Here is a 23,877-nt window from a genome sequence, read left to right on the forward strand (position 1 = left end):
TCACATTAACATCGGGAGTGAGAAAATAGCCCCTTTGGGGTAAATGTTTTTGACGTAAATCAATCGCTTGTTATTTAAAAAATCACACAAATCGCCCTTGACCGACGAAACCCCTTAGAGATCAATTTCCTGGCGTTTTACCTGTTGCCAGACTTCTTCCATAGTTTCCAGATCAACACCAGTCATTTCCAGACCGCGTTCAGCAACAATCCGTTCAACTTCACGAAAACGTCGCTCAAATTTTTCGTTCGCTTTCTGTAATGCGGTTTCGGCTTTTGTGCCTAAATGGCGGGCCATATTGACCGTGGCAAACAGCAGGTCGCCCATTTCCTCCTCCAGTTTAGCCTGGTCGACGACGGCCTGCTTCGCTTCGAACATCACTTCGTCGATCTCTTCATAAACCTTGTCGACCACTGGTCCTAACGTCTTCCAGTCAAAACCAACATTTGAGCAGCGTTTCTGGATTTTTTGAGCGCGCATCAGCGCCGGTAAACTACGGGGAATATCGTCCAATGCGGAATGTTGGGCTTTCTGCGCACGTTCTTCGCTTTTAATTTGCTCCCAACGGGTTAACACCTCAGTGCTGTTGCTGGCGGAAACATCGGCAAAAACATGCGGATGACGGCGTTCAAGTTTATCGCTGATGGCCGCACAAATATCATCAAAATTAAAGCGCCCTTCTTCCTGCGCCATCTGCGCGTAAAACACCACCTGGAACAGTAAATCCCCCAACTCTCCGCGCAGATCGTCGAAGTCTTCACGCGCAATGGCATCGAGCACTTCATAGGTTTCTTCGAGGGTATAGGGGGCGATGGTGGCGAAAGTCTGCTCTTTATCCCACGGACAGCCGTTTTCCGGGTCGCGCAGGCGCTGCATAATACCGAGCAGTCGGTCGATTTGATTCATTACAAGATCCTGAAAACGTAGGCCCGATAAGCAAAGCGCCATCGGGCATGGTGATATTGCCGGATGGCGGCACGCCTTATCCGGCCTACAAATGATTAATTACCGTGCAGACGACGCGCGTCGATCACATCCGGCACCTGATTGAGCTTGCCAAGTACGCGCCCGAGCACCTGCAGATTATAGATTTCGATGGTCATATCGATGGTGGCAAGCTGCTGTTTGGTATCGCTACGACTGGCAACCCCCAGCACGTTCACCTTCTCATTGGCGAGAATGGTGGTGATATCGCGCAATAAACCGCTACGATCGTTGGCCTGGACGCGGACCACCAGCGAATACCCCGCCGAGTAGCTTTCGCCCCAAACCGCATCGACGATACGCTCCGGCGCATGAGAACGCAGTTCTACCAGCTGTTCGCAATCCGCCCGGTGCACGGAAATACCGCGCCCCTGGGTGATGAACCCCACAATCTCATCGCCAGGAATCGGCTGGCAGCAGCGTGCGATGTGGTGCATCAGGTTACCTACCCCTTCAACCACCACGCGACCATCATCTTTACGGCGGTTTTGTGGCGCATGCGTTTTCTGCTGCAACTGCTTCAGCGCGGCGGCATCCTGCTCGGCGGCGCTCGGCTTGTTAAACTGCGATTGCAGGAAGTTCACCATCTGGTTAAGACGGATATCCCCACCGCCAATCGCCGCCAGCAGCTCTTCCAGCTCATTGAAGTTGTAGCGGGGCAGCAGATGCTTTTCGGCTTCTTTCAGGCTAATGCCTAAGTGCGCCAGTTCATCATCAAGGATTTGTCTGCCCGCGAGGATATTCTTGTCGCGATCCTGCTTGCGGAACCAGGCATGGATCTTGGAGCGCCCACGGCTGGTGGTCACGTACCCGAGGTTAGGGTTCAGCCAATCGCGACTTGGGTTTGGCTGCTTCTGGGTGATGATTTCAATTTGATCGCCCATCTGCAACTGGTAGGTAAACGGCACAATGCGCCCACCAATTTTGGCACCAATACAGCGATGACCGACATCACTATGGATATGGTAAGCAAAATCAAGCGGCGTCGAGCCCGCCGGTAAGTCCACCACATCGCCTTTTGGCGTAAAGACGTAAACTCTGTCATCAAAGACCTGGCTACGCACTTCATCGAGCATCTCACCGGAGTCTGCCATCTCTTCCTGCCAGGCGATCAGCTTACGCAGCCAGGCAATTCGGTCTTCATGACCCGAACGCGCTGCACCTGAAGCGGTACCTTCTTTGTACTTCCAGTGCGCCGCGACGCCCAGTTCGGCATCCTCGTGCATCTGTTTAGTGCGGATCTGGATTTCGATGGTTTTACCACCCGGCCCCAACACAACCGTATGGATTGATTGATAACCGTTGGGTTTGGGATTCGCGACGTAATCATCGAACTCGTCCGGCAGATGCCGATAGTGAGTATGTACTATCCCCAGTGCGGCATAGCAATCCTGTAACCGCTCGGCGACAATGCGCACGGCGCGCACATCGAACAGCTCATCAAAAGCCAGCTGCTTTTTCTGCATTTTGCGCCAGATGCTGTAGATGTGTTTCGGACGACCGTACACCTCGGCCTTCACGCCTTCGATTTTCATCTCTGAACGCAGGTGACCGACGAACTCATCAATGTAGTGTTCTCTGTCGATACGGCGTTCGTGCAACAGCTTGGCGATTCGCTTGTATTCTTCCGGATGCAGGTAGCGGAAGCAGTAATCTTCCAGCTCCCATTTTAACTGCCCGATACCTAATCGATTGGCCAGCGGCGCATAAATATTAGTGCACTCTTTTGCCGCCAGTACACGTTCGTCTTCTGGTGCGTCCTTGACTTCGCGCAGGTGCGCGATACGCTCCGCTAATTTAATGACCACACAGCGGAAGTCGTCGACCATGGCCAGCAGCATGCGGCGGACGTTATCAACCTGTTCGGAAGAGACCGAATCGGTATGCGTGGCTTTCAGCTGACGTATCGCCGCCATATCACGCACGCCATGGATAAGATTGACGATGGACTTCCCCGCGTTCTCGCTCAGGATGTCTTCGCTGACCACGTTGGCATCCGCCAGAGGGAAAAGCATAGCGGCCCGCAGCGTGTCCATATCCATACTCAGCATAGAGAGAATTTCTACCATCTCCACACCGCGCCACAACAGCAACTCCGCATCCGGATGCCCCTGTGTCTGCTGCAGGCAATACGCCCAGGTTTCGGCTAAGCGTTCACACGACTGCTGGCTGGTGATCCCCAGACTGGCGATCCATTTTTTGGGATCAAACTCACCAGCTTTATTAATATGTGCACTTCTTACCGCAACCATCGTCCTCTCCTTTAGGGGCCTGGCCTGTCGAAGTCGACAAGCCGTACCCATTGGGTTTCAGGCTACTGCGCGCCAAAATCCAGTGGGTATAAGATTCATTACCTATGCTCAAACAGGACCATTGACTCCAGGTGTCCGGTGTGCGGGAACATATCGAGCATCGCCAGTCGCTGAAGGGTGTATCCCGCGTTGAGTAACGCTTCGCTGTCACGAGCCAGCGTAGCAGGATTACAGGATACATAAACAACGCGACCCGGTTTTAATTTTATAATATGTTGCATCACGCCTGCAGCACCTGCACGCGCGGGATCGAGTAAAACTTTGTCAAATCCGTTCTTTGCCCACGGCTGCCGGGTGACATCCTCCTCAAGATTCTCATGAAAGAATGTCACATTGTGTAATCCGTTATTCAGGGCGTTCTCGCGGCCTTTATCCACCAGCGCAGGCACGCCTTCAACGCCCACCACGCTTGCCGCACGGGTTGCCAGCGGTAGCGTGAAATTCCCCATGCCGCAAAACAGATCGAGCACCCGATCTTCAGGTTGAACATCCAGCCATTCCAGCGCTCGGGCAACCATCTGTTGATTTACCCCGGCATTCACCTGGATAAAATCGCGCGGGCTGAAGGTTAAACGTAGCCCATTTGAGTCATACCAGGGTGATTCTCCTGAAACGCGTTCCAGTATCTCGCTTTGCGGGGCCAGAAACAAAGACAGTCCCTGAGAATGCGAAAAGCATTCCAGTTTTTCTTTATCAGCAGTATTTAGCGGCGACGTATGGCGCAATATCATCACCGTACCGTTGCCAGCCTGCACTAATTCAACATGACCAAGATGGCGTAACCCTTGCAGACTTTCCAGGCATGCCCTGATTTCAGGCAGCAGCGCCTCAAGTTGGGGCACCAAAACGGGGCACCGCTTCACGTCGATAATGTCACTGGAGCCAGATTTACGAAACCCCATCTGCAACTGCTTTTCTTTCGCCCGATAGTTCAGGCTTAAACGCGCACGACGGCGATAGCCCCATGGCGTGTCGGCAATAACCTCTGACACTTCACATTTCATTAAGCGTGACAGCGCCGCGCTTTTGCTACGTTGCTGTAAAGAAATGCTGGCATGCTGCTGCTGGCAGCCACCACATACGCCAAAGTGTGGGCAACGTGGCACTTCACGGTCTGGGCTGTCGTTTAAACGACGTTTGACTTGCGCGCGGGCAAACTGTTTTTTATCTTCGGTGATTGTCACCTCAGCGCTTTCCTGGGGCAGTAATTCCGGTATAAACAGTGTCTTCCCGTTATGGCGAGCGACGCCCTGACCAAAAGGATCGAGGTCATTGACGGTAACGGTTATGATCTGACGCGTCGTCACGCGTCGTTTTGCAGAGTAGAATTGCGCCATCGACGAGAGTTTTCTCTATTTAACAGTGTGACCCTAATTGTCCCATAACGGAACTCCATGACCAACTACAGCCTGCGCGCTCGCATGATGATTCTGATCCTGGCACCGACCGTCCTGATAGGTTTGCTGCTCAGTATCTTTTTTGTTGTGCATCGCTATAACGACTTGCAGCGTCAACTGGAAGATGCTGGTGCCAGCATCATTGAGCCACTCGCAGTCTCCAGCGAATATGGCATGAACCTACAAAATCGGGAGTCTATCGGCCAGCTTATCAGCGTGCTGCACCGTCGCCATTCCGAAATTGTGCGGGCGATTTCGGTCTATGATGAAAATAATCGGCTGTTCGTCACGTCAAATTTCCATCTCGATCCATCAGAAATGCAGCTGCCTGCCGGTGCGCCGTTTCCCCGAAAACTGAGCGTCATCCGCCAGGGGGATATTATGATCCTGCGCACCCCAATTATATCGGAAAGTTATTCTCCGGATGAGTCTGCGGTCAGCGACGCGAAAAACACAAAAAATATGCTGGGGTACGTGGCGCTTGAGTTAGATCTTAAATCGGTGCGGCTACAGCAGTACAAAGAAATCTTTATTTCAACCGTGATGATGCTGTTTTGCATCGGTATTGCGTTAATTTTTGGCTGGCGTCTGATGCGCGACGTGACCGGCCCTATCCGCAACATGGTGAATACCGTTGACCGAATACGACGAGGGCAGCTCGACAGTCGAGTAGAAGGCTTCATGCTGGGCGAGTTGGATATGCTGAAAAACGGCATCAACTCGATGGCGATGTCGCTGGCGGCCTACCATGAAGAGATGCAGCACAATATCGATCAGGCCACGTCTGACCTACGCGAAACGCTGGAGCAGATGGAGATCCAGAACGTTGAGCTGGATCTGGCGAAGAAACGCGCCCAGGAAGCGGCGCGTATCAAATCCGAGTTTCTGGCAAACATGTCGCATGAGCTGCGTACGCCGCTCAATGGCGTGATTGGCTTTACCCGCCTGACGCTGAAAACCGAGTTGAACACCACCCAGCGCGATCACCTGAATACCATTGAACGCTCCGCCAACAATTTGCTGGCCATCATCAACGACGTGCTCGACTTCTCCAAACTGGAAGCAGGCAAGTTGATTCTGGAAAGTATCCCGTTCCCGCTACGCAGCACGCTGGACGATGTGGTGACGCTGCTGGCGCACTCCTCCCATGATAAAGGGCTGGAGCTAACGCTCAATATCAAGAACGACGTGCCAGACAATGTGATTGGCGATCCACTGCGTTTGCAGCAGGTCATCACCAATCTGGTCGGCAATGCCATCAAATTTACCGAGAGCGGCAATATCGATATCCTGGTGGAGAAACGCGCCCTCAGTAACACCAAAGTGCAGATTGAAGTGCAAATCCGCGATACCGGTATCGGCATTCCGGAACGCGATCAGTCGCGCCTGTTCCAGGCCTTCCGCCAGGCGGATGCCAGTATTTCGCGACGCCACGGCGGCACCGGGCTGGGCCTGGTGATTACGCAAAAACTGGTCAACGAAATGGGCGGGGATATCTCCTTCCACAGTCAGCCCAATCGTGGATCAACCTTCTGGTTCCACATCAGCCTTGACCTCAATCCTAACGTACTCAGTGAACGCTCCCCTACCCGCTGTCTGGCCGGCAAACGACTGGCCTACGTAGAACCCAACGCCAATGCGGCACAATGTACGCTGGATATCCTGAGCGAAACGCCGCTGGAGGTAATTTATAGCCCGTCATTCTCCGCGTTGCCGGCGGAACACTACGATATTCTGCTGCTTGGCGTACCGGTGACGCTGCGCGAGCCGCTCACCATGCAGCATGAACGGCTGGCAAGCGCCCGGGCAATGACCGACTTCCTGTTACTGGCGCTGCCTTGCCATGCGCAGATTAACGCTGAGAAATTAAAACAAGGCGGCGCTGCGGCGTGTCTGTTAAAACCGCTCACGTCAACCCGCCTGCTACCAGCCCTGACGGAGTATTGTCATCTGAACCAAAGCACCGAGCCGTTGCTGGTCGACGAGAGCAAAATTGCGATGACCGTCATGGCGGTAGATGACAACCCGGCGAATCTCAAACTGATCGGCGCATTACTGGAAGATATGGTACGCCACGTCGAACTTTGCGACAGCGGGCATCAGGCGGTGGATCGCGCCAAACAGATGCAGTTTGATCTGATTTTGATGGATATTCAGATGCCGGATATGGACGGTATTCGCGCCTGTGAACTGATCCATCAACTCCCTCATCAACAGCAGACGCCGGTGATTGCGGTTACCGCACACGCCATGGCCGGGCAAAAAGAGAAACTCCTCAGCGCCGGGATGACTGACTATCTGGCAAAACCGATTGAAGAAGAGAAGCTGCACAATCTGCTGCTGCGCTACAAACCTGGTACTGGCACAGCCATCCGGGCTATTGCCGCAGAGCCTCTTGAACCGGTGGTCAACCCGAACACGACGCTCGACTGGCAGCTGGCGTTGCGGCAAGCCGCCGGAAAAAATAATCTGGCGCGCGATATGCTGCAAATGCTGATCGATTTTCTGCCGGAGGTGCGTAATAAAATCGAGGAACAGCTGGTCGGTGAAAACCCGGAAGGGCTGGTTGATTTGATCCACAAACTGCACGGCAGCTGCGGCTACAGCGGCGTTCCACGCATGAAGAACCTGTGCCAGCTCATCGAACAACAACTGCGCAGTGGAACCCAGGAAGAAGATCTAGAGCCTGAGTTTTTAGAGCTGCTTGATGAGATGGACAACGTGGCACGCGAAGCGAAGCGTATTTTAGGATGATGGCGGCGTACAGGTTTCAATATTTGCCGTAGGCCCGATAAGCGAAGCGCCATCGGGCATTTGCCAAAGCGTGTTATGCCAAAGGCATTCAACGTAACTGCTGCCCTGCATTGAGGGTTGCAGCCACGTTGCGTGCCGTCATGCGGACATTTTCTTTCGCATTCTTCAGCGCATCTTCCAGCGTACAGATGGTATAAATCACGCTAAAAACAGCATCAATACCATGGTCATGCACAATGCCCACATCCGGGGTCAGGCTGCCGGCAATACCGATAACCGGTTTGTTATAACGCTTCGCAACGTTCGCTACACCAACGGGGACTTTGCCATGTATGGTCTGGCTGTCGATACGCCCTTCACCGGTCACCACTAAATCGGCATCTGCAACCCAGGCATCAAGATGTAACGCATCGGTCACGATCTCAATACCGCTACGCAACTGTGCGCCGCAAAATGCATACAGCGCCGCGCCCATGCCCCCGGCGGCACCGCCGCCAGCCAGTTCCAGAACGTTAACGTCCAGGTCGCGTGAGATCAGCTGAGCATAGTGAGTTAACGCTCGATCCAAACGGGCAACCACTTCCGGCGTGGCCCCTTTTTGCGGGCCGAATACCGCCGACGCGCCCTCTTTACCGGTAAGCCGGTTCGTCACGTCGCAGGCTACTTCGATTCGACACGCGGCAAGGCGCGCATCTAACTGCGAGATATCAATCCCGGCAAGCGCTTCCAGCCCCGCACCACCGTGGACAATATCGTTATTCTGCGCATCCAGTAATCTTGCACCCAGCGCCTGCACCATCCCCGCGCCGCCATCGTTGGTTGCGCTACCGCCAATGCCAATGACGATATGCTCCACGCCCGCGTCCAGCGCGTGACGTATCAGCTCTCCGGTTCCTCTGGAGGTGGTTTTTAGCGGGTCACGTGAACCCACGGGTACCAGCGCCAGCCCGCTGGCTGCAGCCATCTCAATAAATGCCGAACGCCTATCGCCCGATAAACCATAAAATGCCTGAACACGGCTCCCCAGAGGGCCTGTAACATCAACATGAACAAGGCGTCCTGCGGTTGCGGCAACCATCGCTTCAACCGTTCCCTCGCCGCCATCGGCAACCGGGATCTTGACGTAATCCGCCTCAGGCCAGATCTCACGAAAACCCAGCTCAATCGCAGTTGCTACCTCAAGCGCACTCAGACTCTCTTTGTAAGAGTCCGGAGCAATGACTATTTTCATAAGCCGTCCTTATGCATGTTGATTCTGTTAATCATACACCTGAAGAAGTGCCGGTTCCTGTCAGAACCGGCATAACGCTTAGCGAACCATGCACGGGCGCTTGTTATCAAACGTCCAGTTCGGGATCAGATATTGCATTCCCATGGCATCATCACGCGCACCCAAGCCGTGTTGCTGATACAGTTCGTGGGCTTTCATTACCTGATCCATATCGATCTCTACGCCCAGACCCGGTTTTGCCGGAACCTGTACCATGCCGCCTTTGATTTCAAACGGCTCCTTGGTCAGGCGCTGATTGCCTTCCTGCCAGATCCAGTGGGTATCGATGGCGGTGACCTTGCCCGGTGCCGCTGCCGCCACGTGAGTGAACATTGCCAGCGAGATATCAAAGTGGTTGTTGGAGTGTGAGCCCCAGGTCAGACCGAACTCATGGCACATCTGCGCCACACGCACCGAACCCTGCATGGTCCAGAAATGCGGGTCCGCCAGCGGGATATCAACGGATTGCAGCGACAGCGTATGTCCCATCTGACGCCAGTCAGTAGCAATCATGTTGGTGGCCGTCGGCAGTCCGGTCGCGCGACGGAATTCCGCCATCACTTCACGCCCGGAGAAGCCCTGTTCGGCACCGCACGGATCTTCTGCATAGGCCAGAGAGCCTTTCAGATATTTACCGATGCTAATGGCTTCATTGAGCGACCACGCACCGTTAGGATCCAGCGTCACTCGTGCCTGTGGGAAGCGTTTCGCCAGCGCCACAATCGATTCCGCCTCTTCTTCCCCTGCCAGCACACCGCCTTTCAGTTTAAAGTCGTTGAAACCATATTTCTCATACGCCGCTTCCGCCAGGCGCACCACCGCATCCGGGGTCATTGCTTCTTCATGACGCAGGCGATACCAGTCACATTTTTCATCTGGCTGGCTCTGATACGGCAGCGGCGTCGCTTTACGGTTGCCGACGAAGAACAAATAGCCGAGCATTTCGACTTCGCTACGTTGCTGTCCATCACCCAGCAGAGACGCGACGTTGACGCCCAGATGCTGGCCCAGCAGATCAAGCATTGCCGCTTCAATACCGGTAACCACATGAATAGTGGTACGCAGATCGAAGGTCTGCAAACCGCGCCCGCCGGCATCGCGATCGGCAAACTGGTTACGTACCGCGTTCAGCACGTTTTTATATTCACCGAGCGTTTTACCCACTACCAGTGGAATCGCATCTTCCAGTGTCTGGCGGATTTTCTCGCCGCCAGGGATTTCGCCGACACCGGTATGACCAGAGTTATCTTTGATAATCACAATATTACGTGTGAAGAACGGGGCATGTGCGCCGCTCAGGTTCATCAGCATACTGTCGTGGCCCGCAACCGGGATCACCTGCATGGCGGTAACAACGGGGGTCGTAAATTGTGTGCTCATAATAAAGTCCTTATTCAAAATCTAGTGGCGGCCGAAAACGGGGCGTTTACGGTCGAAGGTCCATCCAGGGATCAGGTACTGCATCGGACCCGCATCATTACGCGCGCCGCCGGGCAGTCTCTTGTAGGCTTCATGGGCCTTGTTAACCTGTTCCCAGTCCAGCTCCACGCCCAGCCCAGGGGCGTCCGGAACCGCAATTTTTCCGTGCTTAATCTCCAGCGGATTTTTGGTCAGGCGGCAGTCGCCCTCCTGCCAGATCCAGTGGGTATCAATCGCCGTCGGCTTGCCGGGCGCAGCAGCGCCCACATGGGTAAACATCGCCAGCGAAATATCGAAGTGGTTGTTCGAGTGACAGCCCCAGGTCAGCCCCCAGTCGTCGCACAACTGTGCCACGCGCACCGCACCAGAAAGCGTCCAGAAGTGCGGATCGGCCAGCGGAATATCGACGGAGTTCAGCATCACCGCGTGGCCCATTTCGCGCCAGTTAGTGGCGATCATGTTGGTCGCCACAGGTAGACCAGTCGCGCGGCGGAATTCTGCCATCACTTCGCGACCCGAGAACCCTTGTTCCGCACCGCACGGATCTTCAGCGTAGGTCAGCACATCGTTCAGCCCTTTGCACAATGAGATAGCCTCATCCAGCAGCCAGGCGCCGTTAGGGTCGACCGTAATACGTGCATCCGGGAAACGTTTTTTCAGCGCACGGGCGGTCTCAATTTCCTGCTCACCGGGCAGCACGCCGCCCTTGAGTTTGAAATCTTTAAAACCGTAGCGGTCCTGCGAGGCCTCCGCCAGGCGCACTACCGCCTCGCTGTTCATCGCGTGCTGATGACGCAGGTGATACCAGTCATGGTTGCCCGGCGTCGTCTCCAGATACGGCAAATCTGTCTTCGTGCGATCGCCTACGTAGAACAGATAGCCCAGCACGGTGACCGCATCGCGCTGCTTGCCCGGCCCTAACAGTTCACAGACCGGCACGTTGAGCGCTTTGCCCAGCAGGTCGAGCAGCGCTGCTTCCAGCGCAGCTACCGCATTAACCCGCAGCTCAAAGGTCCAGGCGCCTTTACCGAAGGTGTCAAAGTCAGCGGCCTGGTTGCCTTTATGCACCTGCTGCACCACTTTGTTCAGACGGGCGACTTCCTGGCCTAATACCATCGGGATGGCGTCAAGGAGCGTCTGATAAATCACTTCACCGCCCGGCGCTTCACCGACGCCGGTATTCCCGGCATTATCGGTCAGTACCACGATATTGCGGGTAAAATACGCGTTATGCGCCCCGCCGATGTTGAGCAACATGCTGTCATGCCCGGCCACCGGAATAACCTTCATGTCGGAGATAACGGGGCTCGATTGTGTTGTCATGATGATTGTCCTGCGACAGGTTTCAGTTCGATACGTTTAATATCGCCCACCAGCACCAGATAGCTCAGCACCGCGATCAACGCATGCACCCCGACGTAAATCAGCGCGCCGTTGAACGACCCCGTGGTGCCAACGATGTAGCCGATGGCAATCGGCGTGACGATACCGGAAATGTTACCGAACATATTGAACAGACCGCCGCTCAGGCCGCTGATCTCTTTCGGCGCGGTATCCGCCATGACTGCCCAGCCCAGCGCACCAATGCCTTTACCAAAGAAGGCCAGCGCCATAAAACCGATGATCATCCACTCCACGTTGACGTAGTTACAGAACACCATCACCATCGACAACAGCATCCCCATGACGATTGGCGTTTTACGCGCGATATTCAGCGATCCGGTACGACGCATCAGCCAGTCGGAAATAATCCCGCCGAGCACACCGCCCACAAAGCCGCAGATAGCCGGAACCGACGCCACAAAACCGGCCTTCAGAATCGACATGCCGCGCGCCTGCACCAGGTAAACTGGAAACCAGGTGATAAAGAAGTAGGTCAGCGCGTTAATGCAATACTGGCCGATGTAGATCCCCACCATCATGCGAGAACCAATCAACTGCTTAATTTGTCCCCACTTCACGCTGAACGGGACTTTCGTTTTCGCTGCCGCCTGATCCATGTTGATCAGCGCGCCACCAGCGGCGATGTAATCCAGCTCTTTTTGGTTCACGCCCGGGTGCTGGTTAGGTTCGTGAATTACTTTCAGCCAGACGAAGCTGATAACGATCCCGAGGCCGCCCATAAAGAAGAACACGTGCGACCAGCCCACTTCGTGAGTCAGCCAACCCATGATCGGCGCGAAGATAACGGTGGCAAAGTACTGTGCGGAGTTAAAAATCGACACCGCCGTGCCCCTCTCCTGCGCCGGGAACCACGCCGCCACAATGCGACTATTGCCGGGGAAGGAAGGCGCTTCGGCTAAACCGACAAGGAATCGCAACGTAAACAGCGCGATGATAATGCCAAAGCCGCTGAAGATATCGACAAAGCCTTGCAGCAGGGTAAACAGGGACCAAATAAAGATGGACCAGAAGTAGACACGTTTAGAACCAAAGCGGTCGAGCAACCAGCCGCCGGGGATCTGGCCGATAACATAGGCCCATGAGAATGCAGAGAAAACGTAACCCATACCGACAGCATCGAGGCCAATATCTTTGGCCATCTCCGAACCGGCAATGGATAAGGTGGCGCGGTCGCCATAGTTGAAGGATGTGACGATAAACAGCATCACCACTATCCAGTAGCGAGCATTAGTGCGCTTTTCCGCGCCGCTCGCCGCCTGACTTAATGAACTCATTGTTGCACTCCTGAATTTTCGCGTTTTTATTCGCTCACTCTGAATTGCAAAACCGGTAGGGGTCAGAGGTAACGTTTGGTGTATAGGCAGCTTTTTTGGAGGTTGTTCGCCTTGCATGCTGCATTTTCTTATAACTGGCATGAGGAGTATAAAAAGCAGGCAGGAAACACTCACCGTGCAACAACACAGTATTTCGTGCACACACCAAGCCTGTTTGTGGCAAAAGCCCTGGTGACTGGAAGCGACTTCACGGAAATGAAAACCAGAGGGTTGAATAAGGAAATATCAGGACGGAAAAGAAAGGAGTGTGAAACGGGTCGCTTGATCCTATGAAAACGCCTGTAAAACCACTTTCAAATGAAGGTTTTTACAGGCATTTGCCCGAAGCTAACACGATTCAGTTTTATTAGGATATGGCCAGGTCGTTCTTTTTGCTTGCTGGCACAAGCAGGACACCCTCCCGGTAGGGGGGAGGGGAAGCCTCAAGACAGGAGAGTTCCCCAATGTTCTACCCAGGGATTGGATTCACTTTCCGGCTCAGGGTGCTCGCTGGCATCAATCAACAACATCTCACCCACGCGCTGCGCGCTTTGTTCCTGCAACAACGCGTCGAACTGTTTTCCGCCGTTGCAGAAGTTAACGTAGCTGCTGTCGCCAAGTGCGATCACGCCATAATGCAGATTTGGCTGGAAACCAAGATTATCTTTGATCCCCTGAAACAGTGGCACAATGCTGTCCGGAAGATCGCCCTGCCCGGTCGTTGAGGTCACCACCAGGACGAATTTGTCTTGATACGCCTGCCAGTCCGCCAGCTCTGGATCCTCAAACACCGTAGCCTTATGGCCCTGTCCGGTAAGGATAGCTTCAGCCTCTTCGGCTACCAACAGCGCGTTTCCGTACATCGTGCCGACAAAAATACCAATTTCCGCCATAACCTTTTTCTCCAGGGACTTAAGAATCTATTTGCTCATCCTGACCTGACCGCTCGCTGAACTCAACCCTTTCATTCTCAGGGAGAAGTCCACGCCAGCCAAACTGCGATAGCGCCTGCATCCAGACGTCATCCAGACCCGCGCGAATCACCAACGGCTCGCCAGTGAACGGATGGGTAAGCGTAAGCTGGCTGGCATGCAACATTAAGCGCTGGCAGCCGAAATGCTCCGCCGCACTGCGGTTTTGCCGCAAATCGCCGTGCTTACTGTCGCCAATAATCGGATGGCGTAGATGGGACAGATGTCGCCGAAGCTGGTGTTTACGACCGGTTTTAGGATCAAGCTCTACCAGTCCGTAGCGAGTCGTTGGATAACGTCCGGTAGCCACCGGCATTTCTACCGTTGCCAGTCCGCGATAATGGGTGACCGCAGGTTGCGGATCTTTATCTTCACGGGCAAATTTGTCGGCAATTTTATCCAACTCTTCCACCAGCGGGTAATCCAGTACCGCGTCATCCATCAGCCAGCCACGCACAATCGCATGATAACGCTTCTGTATTTGATGCTGTTCAAATTGCTGTGACAACAGACGCCCGGCTTCGCTGGACAGCCCCATCAGCAGCACGCCGGATGTCGGTCGGTCGAGGCGATGCACGGTAAAAACATGCTGACCAATCTGGTCACGCACCGTTTGCATCACTACCACTTTCTCATCGCGGTCGAGCCAGCTGCGGTGAACCAGCCAGCCAGAGGGTTTATTAACGGCAACCAGCCATTCGTCCTGATAAAGGATCTCCAGCATCAGGATTTATCGCTGGTAAACAGTGCATCCAGCTCCTGTAATGACGCGAGGAGCACTTCACGCTGTGGATGGTCGGCGGTTAGCGCCATTTCGTAATACGGTGCGATGGCAAACGCCTCTGGAAGCGGCTGCGCGTTATCCAGCAGGGCATGCATGCGGGGAATCAATACCCATTGCAGCCATTCAACCGGCTCCATGGTATCCATACAAAAAGGCTGCGTGCTGGTAAATAAATGCGCCTCAGGCTCATCCATTCGCCAGTGATTATGCTCACGCAACAGCGCTTCAAGCGCGTGGAGTTGCTGGCGCACACGGTCATGAGTCGTCATGAAATTAACCTCATTGATGAAAAATCTGGCGCGAAGAATAGCATTTGTGGGCAGGAAATAAAAAAAGGGAGCACTGTAAAAAAACAGTGCTCCCGGTTCGTTTCGCAGCATTCCAGCTACTTTTAGTGCTCCCTGCTCATCCATGACAACTTTTCCAGTGGTCTTGCGACCTGTTCATCCTGAACGTTTGCATCCTGCTCACATCACCCCGATGTGAAAACTTCATCCTGAAGTGTCCATGGCCATCCTGACCCACCGACCATCCTGCCCGGCTCTCATTCTCCGTCCTGGAGGTGTCCCTTAACGCATCCGGCGTTTTCCTCTTTGCTTCATCCTGAAGCCTGTCCTTGCAACACCGTCCTGGTGTGTCCTGCTGAAGTGTCATCATCCTGATGTTCACTTCATTGTGCGACTCCTTGTCGACAGAGATAGAATCGCCTGTTTCGCGTTGTCTTACAAGACACTTACAGACATTCCTTTAAGGATTTTTTCATATGAAAGCAGAGAATAAAACATCAACTAACTGAATTACATACATTTACTATGAAGGCCCTGCATTAAGCTTTCACTTATTACCTGGCGATCTCCTACAGGGTTTGTAAGAGATCTCTCACACGTATGCGGGCAAAATGGATTACAGAACTGGCTTAAGTTGAGTCAGGAAATCCGCAAGAGAGGCCGCCAGCACCGTACGTTTACGAGTCCCCAGCGTTTCTTTGCACACTTCCCCGGACAGGTTACACACCGAAATGACATCCAGTTCATTTTCCTGTGTCGCAATAAACAGCGTCGGCGAGAGCTTGAGCCGCTTTTGCGTGACCAAATGGCCAATCAGGTTTTCCTGAACGCGCCTGAAGTCATCTTCGCTCCAGGTTTGCAGCAGCGTGAGCTTTTCATCGGCAAACTGCGCGCGCATGTCCCCGGCAAATTGGGTGGTATAAAAAGCGTGAACGGCGGGTTGTACCACAATATCAAAGGCGCGTTCAACCGCGTTTACATTCGTTTCGCCCACAAACGGCTGAGGTTGCCAGTACACGGCATCGCTGGTCGTGGAAATAATGCATGGGGAAGGTACGCCATATAATTCTTCGCTGAGAGGCCAGCTGTTATTTTTCTCATGCCATGCATCGCAATAGCGTGTCGTAAAGGCCGTTAACGCCTGCGCAGTCAATTCGTCCACTGATTTCTCTCTTCACAAAAGCCAGGATACACTTGACGCATAGTGTATCTGGTTTATGACGGTGAAACATGTCTTCTTATGAAAACCATCAGGCGCTTGACGGCCTGACCCTCGGTAAATCAACAGATTACCGGGACAATTACGATGCCAGTTTGTTGCAGGGCGTTCCGCGTAGCCTGAACCGCGACCCGCTGGATTTAAAGGCCGATAATCTTCCTTTTCATGGCGCCGATATCTGGACGCTGTATGAACTGTCATGGCTAAATGCCAATGGCTTACCGCAGGTTGCCGTCGGGCATGTCGAATTAGACTACACCAGCGTGAATCTGATTGAATCAAAAAGCTTTAAGCTGTATCTGAACAGTTTTAACCAGACCCGCTTTGATTCATGGGATGCCGTTCGCCAAACGCTGGAACACGATTTGCGCGCCTGCGCCGAAGGCGATGTTCACGTGGCGCTGTACCGTATCGACGAGCTGGAAGGGCAGCCGATTGCTCATTTCAATGGCACCTGCATCGATGACCAGGATATTGTCATCGATAACTACCAGTTCACCACAGATTATCTGGAGAACGCCACAAGCGGCGAGAAAGCAGTGGAAGAAACGCTAGTCAGCCATCTGCTGAAATCCAACTGTTTGATCACCCACCAGCCCGACTGGGGCTCCATACAAATTCAGTATCGTGGACGCAAAATCGACAGGGAGAAGCTGCTGCGTTATCTGGTCTCCTTCCGCCACCATAATGAGTTTCACGAGCAGTGCGTGGAGCGCATTTTCAATGACATTCTACGCTTCTGTCAGCCGGAAAAGCTGAGCGTCTACGCCCGCTACACGCGACGCGGCGGTCTGGACATTAATCCATGGCGAACCAACACCGATTTTGTCCCTGCCATCGGCAGACTGGTGCGTCAGTAACTTTATTTCTCAATTTTGCGTGCCGGATTCCGCGCGCAAGGTTGTGAAAGGTCATAAGCCAGAGCTATTGTAATCAACAGGGAATGACGTGTTGCGTCCCATAAGGAGTTTACTTGATTACACATATTAGCCCGCTTGGCTCAATGGACATGTTGTCGCAGCTGGAAGTCGATATGCTTAAACGCACGGCCAGCAGCGACCTGTATCAACTGTTTCGTAACTGTTCGCTTGCCGTCCTGAACTCCGGGAGTTTGACCGACAACAGCAAAGAGCTGCTGTCTCGCTTTGAAAGTTTCGACATTAACGTACTGCGCCGCGAGCGTGGCGTGAAGCTGGAACTGATTAACCCGCCTGAAGACGCGTTTGTTGATGGACGCATTATTCGTGCGCTGCAGGCCAACCTGTTTGCCGTCCTGCGCGACATTCTTTTCGTTAACGGTCAGATCCATAATGCCGGGCGTTTTCAACGTCTGGATCTCGAAAGCTCGGTTCATATTACCAACCTCGTCTTCTCCATCCTGCGCAACGCCCGGGCACTGCACGTCGGTGAAGCACCGAACATGGTGGTTTGCTGGGGCGGTCACTCCATTAACGAAAATGAGTACCTGTACGCTCGTCGCGTCGGCACCCAGTTGGGCCTGCGTGAACTGAACATCTGCACCGGCTGCGGTCCGGGGGCGATGGAAGCGCCGATGAAAGGTGCAGCCGTCGGTCATGCCCAGCAGCGTTACCGCGACAGTCGTTTTATCGGCATGACGGAGCCGTCAATCATTGCCGCCGAGCCGCCTAACCCGCTGGTCAACGAACTGATCATCATGCCGGACATTGAAAAACGTCTGGAAGCGTTTGTGCGTATTGCCCACGGCATTATCATTTTCCCTGGCGGCGTAGGAACGGCGGAAGAGCTGCTGTACCTGTTAGGGATCCTGATGAACCCGGCGAACAAAGATCAAGTTCTGCCACTGATCCTGACGGGACCAAAAGAGAGTGCGGACTACTTCCGCGTGCTGGATGAATTTATCGTCCACACGCTGGGTGAAGACGCGCGCCGCCACTACCGCATTATCATTGACGATGCTTCTGAAGTGGCTCGCCTGATGAAAAAAGCGATGCCGCTGGTGAAAGAGAATCGCCGCGACACCGGTGATGCCTACAGCTTTAACTGGTCGATTCGCATTGCACCTGATTTGCAGATGCCGTTTGAACCGTCTCATGAAAACATGGCGAACCTGAAGCTGTACCCCGATCAACCGGTTGAAGTACTGGCGGCAGACCTGCGTCGTGCGTTTTCCGGCATCGTCGCGGGTAACGTCAAGGAAGTCGGTATTCGCGCCATTGAAGAGTTTGGGCCTTACAAGATCCACGGCGATCGCGAGATGATGCGCCGCATGGACGACCTGCTGCAGGGCTTTGTTGCACAGCACCGCATGAAGTTGCCGGGTTCGGCCTACATTCCTTGCTACGAAATCTGCGCCTGACGTTTAACGCCCGGTAGCTGCGGCTACTGCGGTGACAGATTTGTCCATATCAAAGCCGGTTTTGGCCTCATAGCCAGCCGGCTTTTTTAGTGATACCAGTCACATAGCTCGCTTCATAACATAAACATCAATAATGTTTAGTCAAAAAAACCTCAACACGCAAACGTTTACCTTTCAAATTCGACCGTGACTTATCGCTATAAATTATCATTAGTTGCCAGAATCCACTGAAAATGACAGTTTTTACAGCGTAACACTCGTATCTTCTCGCGTTCTCTTTCACGTCATATGTCGTTAATGCTAGCCTTCGCGCCCGTAAATCCGCTTTGGTTATTTTTTAATAGATTAATGGTCCAAATTTATCCACATAAAAAGTGGATTATTGCATTTGAGATCCCGATCACTGATACATTCATAACTTAAATGTATCTTTCCGCCCGAAAATTATTACGGCGAAAAATTATATAAAAAATCGCTAATCGGAATTCGTTTTACAGTCGGGTCTTTTTTCAGTGGATTGAACCCAAACCTGACTTTTTAAGCTTCCTCCAGGAGAAATAGATGGAAAACACGCAAACCAGCACTATCGTTACGGGCCAGACCCGCAGCGCATGGCGCAAGACTGACACCATGTGGATGCTGGGCCTTTACGGTACGGCAATTGGCGCGGGTGTCTTGTTCCTGCCAATTAACGCCGGTGTTGGCGGCCTGATCCCGCTGATCATCATGGCTATTCTTGCCTTCCCAATGACCTACTTTGCACACCGTGGTCTGACCCGTTTCGTGTTATCCGGTAAAAATCCGGGTGAAGACATCACCGAAGTGGTAGAAGAACACTTTGGTGTTGGCGCAGGTAAACTGATTACGCTGCTCTATTTCTTCGCTATCTACCCAATTCTGTTGGTTTATAGCGTAGCGATTACCAATACCGTCGAGAGCTTCCTGACCCACCAGCTGGCAATTACGCCTCCGCCACGTGCCATCCTGTCGCTGATCCTGATTATCGGTATGATGACCATCGTGCGCTTCGGTGAGCAGATGATCGTGAAGGCGATGAGCATCCTGGTATTCCCGTTCGTTGCAGCGCTGATGCTGCTGGCGCTGTACCTGATCCCTCAGTGGAGCGGTGCGGTTCTGGAAACCCTGTCCTTTGACTCCGCAGCAACCACTGGCAATGGCCTGTTGTTGACCCTGTGGCTGGCAATCCCGGTAATGGTATTCTCCTTCAACCACTCACCGATCATCTCCTCCTTCGCCGTTGCGAAGCGTGAAGAGTACGGTGATGAAGCAGAGAAGAAATGCTCCAAGATTCTGGCATTCGCTCACATCATGATGGTGCTGACCGTTATGTTCTTCGTCTTCAGCTGCGTGTTTAGCCTGACCCCGGCGGATCTGGCTGCGGCAAAAGAGCAGAACATCTCCATCCTGTCTTACCTGGCGAACCACTTTAACGCACCGATTATTGCCTGGATGGCACCGATTATCGCGATGATCGCTATCACCAAATCCTTCCTCGGCCACTACCTGGGCGCACGTGAAGGTTTCAACGGTATGGTGATTAAGCACCTGCGTGGTAAAGGCAAATCCATCGAAGTCAACAAGCTGAACAAACTCACTGCACTGTTCATGCTGGTTACCACCTGGATCGTGGCAACGCTGAACCCGAGCATCCTCGGTATGATTGAAACCCTGGGTGGCCCAATCATCGCGATGATTCTGTTCCTGATGCCGATGTATGCGATTCAGAAAGTCCCGGCCATGCGTAAGTACAGCGGCCATATCAGCAACGTCTTCGTTGTGATTATGGGTCTGATTGCCATCTCCGCTATTTTCTACTCGCTGTTTAGTTAATCCCCTGCGCCGCCTACGGGCGGCGCATCTCGTTATACAATGGACGCCTCATGATTAGCGTATTCGATATCTTCAAAATCGGCATTGGCCCTTCCAGTTCCCACACTGTGGGTCCAATGAAAGCAGGCAAACAATTCACGGATGACCTGATTGCTCGCGGAATACTCACTGACGTAACCCGCGTCGTGGTTGATGTTTACGGCTCTCTGTCTCTGACGGGGAAAGGCCATCACACTGACATCGCGATTATTATGGGCCTGGCGGGTAATCTGCCTGACACCGTAGACATCGATGCCATCCCGTCCTTTATCCAGGATGTGAATACTCACGGACGTTTGCTGCTGGCAGACGGTCAGCATGAAGTGGAGTTCCCGGTCGATAAGTGCATGAATTTCCATGCGGACAATCTGTCCCTGCACGAAAACGGCATGCGCATTACCGCCCTGGCCGGCGAAAAAGTCCTCTACAGCCAGACTTACTATTCCATTGGCGGTGGTTTCATCGTTGATGAAGAACATTTCGGCCTGCCGAACAACTCGCCGGTAAACGTGCCCTATCCGTACAAATCCGCCGCCGATCTGCAACGACATTGCCAGGAAACCGGCCTGTCGCTTTCTGGTCTGATGATGCAAAACGAACTGGCCCTGCACAGCAAAGAAGAGCTGGAACAGCACTTTGCTAACGTCTGGGAAGTGATGCGTAGCGGGATTGAACGCGGTATCACCACCGAAGGCGTCTTGCCGGGTAAACTGCGCGTGCCACGTCGTGCCGCAGCGCTGCGTCGCATGCTGGTCAGCAGTGACAAAACCACCACCGACCCAATGGCGGTCGTGGACTGGATTAACATGTTCGCGCTGGCGGTGAACGAAGAGAATGCGGCCGGTGGGCGTGTGGTTACCGCCCCGACCAACGGGGCGTGTGGGATCGTTCCTGCGGTACTGGCTTACTACGACAAGTTTATCCGCGAAGTGAACGCTAACTCGCTGGCACGCTACATGCTGGTCGCGAGTGCGATTGGTTCCCTGTACAAGATGAACGCCTCTATCTCGGGTGCCGAAGTGGGTTGCCAGGGTGAAGTTGGTGTGGCCTGCTCAATGGCGGCAGCGGGTCTGGCGGAACTGCTGGGCGGTAGCCCTACGCAGGTGTGCATCGCGGCAGAAATCGGTATGGAACACAACCTGGGGCTGACATGCGATCCGGTTGCGGGCCAGGTTCAGGTCCCATGTATCGAGCGTAACGCTATTGCCTCAGTCAAAGCGGTTAACGCCGCACGTATGGCGCTGCGCCGTACCAGCGAGCCGCGCGTGTGCCTCGATAAAGTGATCGAGACCATGTACGAGACCGGTAAAGACATGAATGCCAAGTACCGCGAAACCTCTCGTGGTGGCCTGGCGATGAAAGTTGTCACCTGCGATTAAGTCCCAACCCATTGCCGGATGGCGCAAGCTTATCCGGCCTACAGTGCCGTAGTCATTTGTAGGCCGGATAAGGCGTCAGCCGCCATCCGGCAAAATGTTGTTTCAGATCTTCGCCTCCACTCGCCGTGAATGTTACCCTACAGGCTGATTCGTAAGGGAGAACACCGTGGCCGTCCATCTGCTCATTGTCGATGCACTGAACCTCATCCGCCGTATTCACGCTGTTCAGGGATCGCCCTGCGTGGAGACCTGCCAGCACGCGCTCGATTTATTGCTCGTGCACAGCCAGCCTACGCACGCCGTGGCGGTGTTTGATGACGAGGCGCGTAACAGCGGCTGGCGTCACCAACGGCTGCCCGACTATAAAGCTGGTCGCCCACCGATGCCCGACGAATTGCATCACGAAATGCCGACCTTACGCGCGGCCTTCGAACAGCGCGGCGTCTGCTGCTGGGTTTCCAGCGGTAATGAAGCTGACGATTTAGCCGCCACGCTGGCGGTGAAAGTCACCCAGGCCGGACATCAGGCCACCATCGTCTCAACCGATAAAGGTTACTGCCAACTGCTCTCACCGACCCTGCGTATTCGCGACTATTTCCAGAAGCGCTGGCTGGATGCGCCGTTCATCGAAAAAGAGTTTGGCGTACAGCCTCAGCAACTGCCGGATTACTGGGGACTGGCGGGAATAAGCAGTTCAAAAGTACCGGGGGTTGCCGGTATTGGCCCCAAAAGCGCGACGCAATTGCTGACGCAGTTCCCAACGCTGGAAGCGCTGTATGAACATCTGGATGACGTACCGGAAAAGTGGCGCAAGAAGCTCGAAGAACATCGGGAGATGGCGTTTCTGTGCCGCGATATCGCACGGCTGCAAACAGACTTACATATCGACGGGAATCTACAGCAGCTCCGCCTGGTTCGGTAGTTCTTTGGCGATAGCGCTGTTGCCGGATGGCGCTGCGCTTATCCGGCCTACATTTCGTGCAACCCTGTAGACCGGATAAAGCAATTACCAGGCGGTGTGGTACAGCTCAACGATATCGCCGATGCTCGCTTCACGCGGGTTACCACCGGTGCACACGTCATCGAATGCTGCCTGCGCCAGCGCCGGGATATCCTCTTTACGCACGCCAACATCACGTAAGTGCAGCGGAATACCCACATCACGGTTAAGCGCAAACACCGCATCCACGGCGGCTTTACGCGCCTCGTCCAGCGTCAGTGCTTCCACCTTCACGCCCATTGCTCGGGCGATATCGCGGAATTTGTCCCCGCTATAGTCGGCGTTGTACTGCATCACATGCGGGAGCAGAATGGCGTTGGCGACGCCGTGCGGCGTGTTATAAAACGCCCCCAGCGGGTGTGCCATACCATGAACCAGCCCCAGGCCGACGTTGGAAAAGCCCATTCCGGCAACATACTGGCCCAGCGCCATGGCTTCACCGGCCTTGCTGTCACCAGCAACGGAGCCACGCAGCGCCCCGGCAATGATCTCAATGGCTTTGATGTGCAGCGCATCCGTCAAAGCCCAAGCCGCACGGGTGATGTAACCTTCAATCGCGTGGGTCAGCGCATCAACGCCGGTCGCCGCCTTTAACGCCGCGGGCATACCGTCCATCATATCGGCATCGATAAATGCCACCTGCGGAATATCATGCGGATCGACGCAGACAAACTTGCGCCGGTTTTCCTCATCGGTGATCACGTAGTTAATGGTCACTTCCGCCGCCGTACCTGCCGTTGTTGGGATCGCCATCACCGGCACGCTTGGCCTGCGCGTAGGCGATAAGCCTTCAAGGCTGCGCACATCGGCAAACTCAGGATTATTGTGAATAATACCAATCGCTTTACAGGTATCCTGCGGAGAGCCGCCGCCAATGGCAATCAGATAGTCTGCGCCACTTTGCTCAAAGACACTCAGCCCTTCCTGTACCACCGTAATGGTGGGATTGGGGATAACGCCGGAGTAAATCTCCCACGCCAGCCCCGCCGCATCCATCCGCGATGTCACCTTCTCGACCACACCGCACTGTACCAGGTTGGCATCGGTCACAATCAGCGCCTTACGATATCCCCGACGAATAACTTCATCGGTTAACGCCCCAACAGCTCCCCGGCCAAACCATGCCGTTTCATTCAGAATCATTCTGTTCGCCATC

Annotated in this window: 18 protein-coding genes; 6 read left to right on the forward strand and 12 right to left on the reverse strand. The window is 53.9% G+C overall.

The genetic code is table 11. From position 1 onward, the window contains the following. Positions 1-114: 114 nt before the first annotated feature. The 3 genes from mazG to rlmD form a co-directional block, all read right to left on the reverse strand. The gene (gene mazG, locus QNN86_RS12070) at positions 115-906 is read right to left on the reverse strand and encodes a nucleoside triphosphate pyrophosphohydrolase (RefSeq protein WP_117343141.1); all 792 of its coding nucleotides are present in this window, start codon (positions 904-906) and stop codon (positions 115-117) included. 95 nt (positions 907-1,001) lie between these two features. Continuing rightward, complete coding sequence (relA, locus tag QNN86_RS12075) at positions 1,002-3,236, reverse strand: GTP diphosphokinase (protein ID WP_279277757.1); 2,235 nt, start codon at positions 3,234-3,236, stop codon at positions 1,002-1,004. Positions 3,237-3,334: 98 nt separating this feature from the next. Then, positions 3,335-4,633, reverse strand: a complete 1,299-nt coding sequence (gene rlmD, locus QNN86_RS12080; protein ID WP_414211161.1) for a 23S rRNA (uracil(1939)-C(5))-methyltransferase RlmD — start codon at positions 4,631-4,633, stop codon at positions 3,335-3,337. A 57-nt stretch (positions 4,634-4,690) separates the two neighbouring features. On the opposite strand from rlmD, the gene barA reads away from it, so the two are divergent. Then, positions 4,691-7,447: a two-component sensor histidine kinase BarA gene (gene barA, locus QNN86_RS12085; RefSeq protein ID WP_414211162.1), complete on the forward strand. Its 2,757-nt coding sequence runs from the start codon at positions 4,691-4,693 to the stop codon at positions 7,445-7,447. Positions 7,448-7,535: 88 nt separating this feature from the next. Here the strand turns inward: barA and QNN86_RS12090 are convergent, their stop codons facing one another. The 8 genes from QNN86_RS12090 to syd form a co-directional block, all read right to left on the reverse strand. Beyond that, positions 7,536-8,678 carry a glycerate kinase gene (locus QNN86_RS12090; RefSeq protein WP_414211163.1) on the reverse strand — a complete coding sequence of 381 codons (1,143 nt, stop codon included), beginning with the start codon at positions 8,676-8,678 and terminating at the stop codon, positions 7,536-7,538. A gap of 78 nt (positions 8,679-8,756) precedes the next feature. Beyond that, positions 8,757-10,097 carry a glucarate dehydratase gene (gene gudD / locus QNN86_RS12095; protein ID WP_135911480.1) on the reverse strand — a complete coding sequence of 447 codons (1,341 nt, stop codon included), beginning with the start codon at positions 10,095-10,097 and terminating at the stop codon, positions 8,757-8,759. 21 nt (positions 10,098-10,118) lie between these two features. After that, positions 10,119-11,459, reverse strand: coding sequence for an enolase C-terminal domain-like protein (locus QNN86_RS12100; RefSeq protein ID WP_279277754.1), 1,341 nt, complete (start codon positions 11,457-11,459; stop codon positions 10,119-10,121). Next, complete coding sequence (gene gudP / locus QNN86_RS12105; RefSeq protein WP_182269252.1) at positions 11,456-12,814, reverse strand: galactarate/glucarate/glycerate transporter GudP; 1,359 nt, start codon at positions 12,812-12,814, stop codon at positions 11,456-11,458. Before gudP ends, QNN86_RS12100 begins: the two co-directional genes overlap by 4 nt. Positions 12,815-13,296: 482 nt before the next feature. Next, positions 13,297-13,746 carry a flavodoxin gene (locus QNN86_RS12110; protein ID WP_182269251.1) on the reverse strand — a complete coding sequence of 150 codons (450 nt, stop codon included), beginning with the start codon at positions 13,744-13,746 and terminating at the stop codon, positions 13,297-13,299. Positions 13,747-13,765: 19 nt separating this feature from the next. Then, entirely contained in the window at positions 13,766-14,548 is a 783-nt protein-coding gene (gene truC / locus QNN86_RS12115) for a tRNA pseudouridine(65) synthase TruC (RefSeq protein WP_414211164.1), read from the reverse strand. After that, complete coding sequence (locus QNN86_RS12120; RefSeq protein WP_279277750.1) at positions 14,548-14,877, reverse strand: YqcC family protein; 330 nt, start codon at positions 14,875-14,877, stop codon at positions 14,548-14,550. The genes truC and QNN86_RS12120 overlap by 1 nt, the downstream gene beginning before the upstream one ends. Positions 14,878-15,511: 634 nt before the next feature. Next, the gene (gene syd, locus QNN86_RS12125; RefSeq protein WP_414211165.1) at positions 15,512-16,057 is read right to left on the reverse strand and encodes a SecY-interacting protein; all 546 of its coding nucleotides are present in this window, start codon (positions 16,055-16,057) and stop codon (positions 15,512-15,514) included. A 68-nt stretch (positions 16,058-16,125) separates the two neighbouring features. Between syd and queF the strand changes: the two genes are divergently transcribed. The 5 genes from queF to xni all read left to right on the forward strand — a co-directional run bounded on the left by queF (position 16,126) and on the right by xni (position 22,643). Next, positions 16,126-16,974 (forward strand): NADPH-dependent 7-cyano-7-deazaguanine reductase QueF, encoded by an 849-nt coding sequence (gene queF / locus QNN86_RS12130; RefSeq protein WP_181617733.1) that lies wholly within the window; start codon positions 16,126-16,128, stop codon positions 16,972-16,974. Between the two features lie 113 nt (positions 16,975-17,087). Further along, positions 17,088-18,452 carry a nucleotide 5'-monophosphate nucleosidase PpnN gene (ppnN, locus tag QNN86_RS12135; RefSeq protein WP_181617734.1) on the forward strand — a complete coding sequence of 455 codons (1,365 nt, stop codon included), beginning with the start codon at positions 17,088-17,090 and terminating at the stop codon, positions 18,450-18,452. A 561-nt stretch (positions 18,453-19,013) separates the two neighbouring features. Further along, complete coding sequence (locus tag QNN86_RS12140) at positions 19,014-20,303, forward strand: HAAAP family serine/threonine permease (protein WP_096755890.1); 1,290 nt, start codon at positions 19,014-19,016, stop codon at positions 20,301-20,303. Positions 20,304-20,353: 50 nt separating this feature from the next. Continuing rightward, a complete protein-coding gene (locus QNN86_RS12145; protein WP_181617735.1) occupies positions 20,354-21,721 on the forward strand; it encodes an L-serine ammonia-lyase in 1,368 nt (455 codons plus the stop codon). 166 nt (positions 21,722-21,887) lie between these two features. Next, on the forward strand, positions 21,888-22,643 hold the full coding sequence (xni, locus tag QNN86_RS12150) for a flap endonuclease Xni (protein WP_182269246.1): 756 nt from the start codon (positions 21,888-21,890) through the stop codon (positions 22,641-22,643). A gap of 84 nt (positions 22,644-22,727) precedes the next feature. On the opposite strand, the gene fucO is transcribed toward xni, so the two are convergent. Further along, positions 22,728-23,876: a lactaldehyde reductase gene (gene fucO, locus QNN86_RS12155; RefSeq protein ID WP_182269245.1), complete on the reverse strand. Its 1,149-nt coding sequence runs from the start codon at positions 23,874-23,876 to the stop codon at positions 22,728-22,730. Position 23,877 lies beyond the last annotated feature (1 nt).

It is taken from the genome of Citrobacter sp. C348 (genome assembly GCF_047467975.1).
GTDB lineage: Bacteria > Pseudomonadota > Gammaproteobacteria > Enterobacterales > Enterobacteriaceae > Citrobacter > Citrobacter gillenii.

Bases quoted from the DNA above. Each gene is read 5' to 3' on its own strand.
- mazG (WP_117343141.1), bottom strand. From the start codon at position 906: ATGAATCAAATCGACCGACTGCTCGGTATTATGCAGCGCCTGCGCGAC.
- relA (WP_279277757.1), bottom strand. From the start codon at position 3,236: ATGGTTGCGGTAAGAAGTGCACATATTAATAAAGCTGGTGAGTTTGAT.
- rlmD (WP_414211161.1), bottom strand. From the start codon at position 4,633: ATGGCGCAATTCTACTCTGCAAAACGACGCGTGACGACGCGTCAGATC.
- barA (WP_414211162.1), top strand. From the start codon at position 4,691: ATGACCAACTACAGCCTGCGCGCTCGCATGATGATTCTGATCCTGGCA.
- QNN86_RS12090 (WP_414211163.1), bottom strand. From the start codon at position 8,678: ATGAAAATAGTCATTGCTCCGGACTCTTACAAAGAGAGTCTGAGTGCG.
- gudD (WP_135911480.1), bottom strand. From the start codon at position 10,097: ATGAGCACACAATTTACGACCCCCGTTGTTACCGCCATGCAGGTGATC.
- QNN86_RS12100 (WP_279277754.1), bottom strand. From the start codon at position 11,459: ATGACAACACAATCGAGCCCCGTTATCTCCGACATGAAGGTTATTCCG.
- gudP (WP_182269252.1), bottom strand. From the start codon at position 12,814: ATGAGTTCATTAAGTCAGGCGGCGAGCGGCGCGGAAAAGCGCACTAAT.
- QNN86_RS12110 (WP_182269251.1), bottom strand. From the start codon at position 13,746: ATGGCGGAAATTGGTATTTTTGTCGGCACGATGTACGGAAACGCGCTG.
- truC (WP_414211164.1), bottom strand. From the start codon at position 14,548: ATGCTGGAGATCCTTTATCAGGACGAATGGCTGGTTGCCGTTAATAAA.
- QNN86_RS12120 (WP_279277750.1), bottom strand. From the start codon at position 14,877: ATGACGACTCATGACCGTGTGCGCCAGCAACTCCACGCGCTTGAAGCG.
- queF (WP_181617733.1), top strand. From the start codon at position 16,126: ATGTCTTCTTATGAAAACCATCAGGCGCTTGACGGCCTGACCCTCGGT.
- QNN86_RS12140 (WP_096755890.1), top strand. From the start codon at position 19,014: ATGGAAAACACGCAAACCAGCACTATCGTTACGGGCCAGACCCGCAGC.
- QNN86_RS12145 (WP_181617735.1), top strand. From the start codon at position 20,354: ATGATTAGCGTATTCGATATCTTCAAAATCGGCATTGGCCCTTCCAGT.
- fucO (WP_182269245.1), bottom strand. From the start codon at position 23,876: ATGGCGAACAGAATGATTCTGAATGAAACGGCATGGTTTGGCCGGGGA.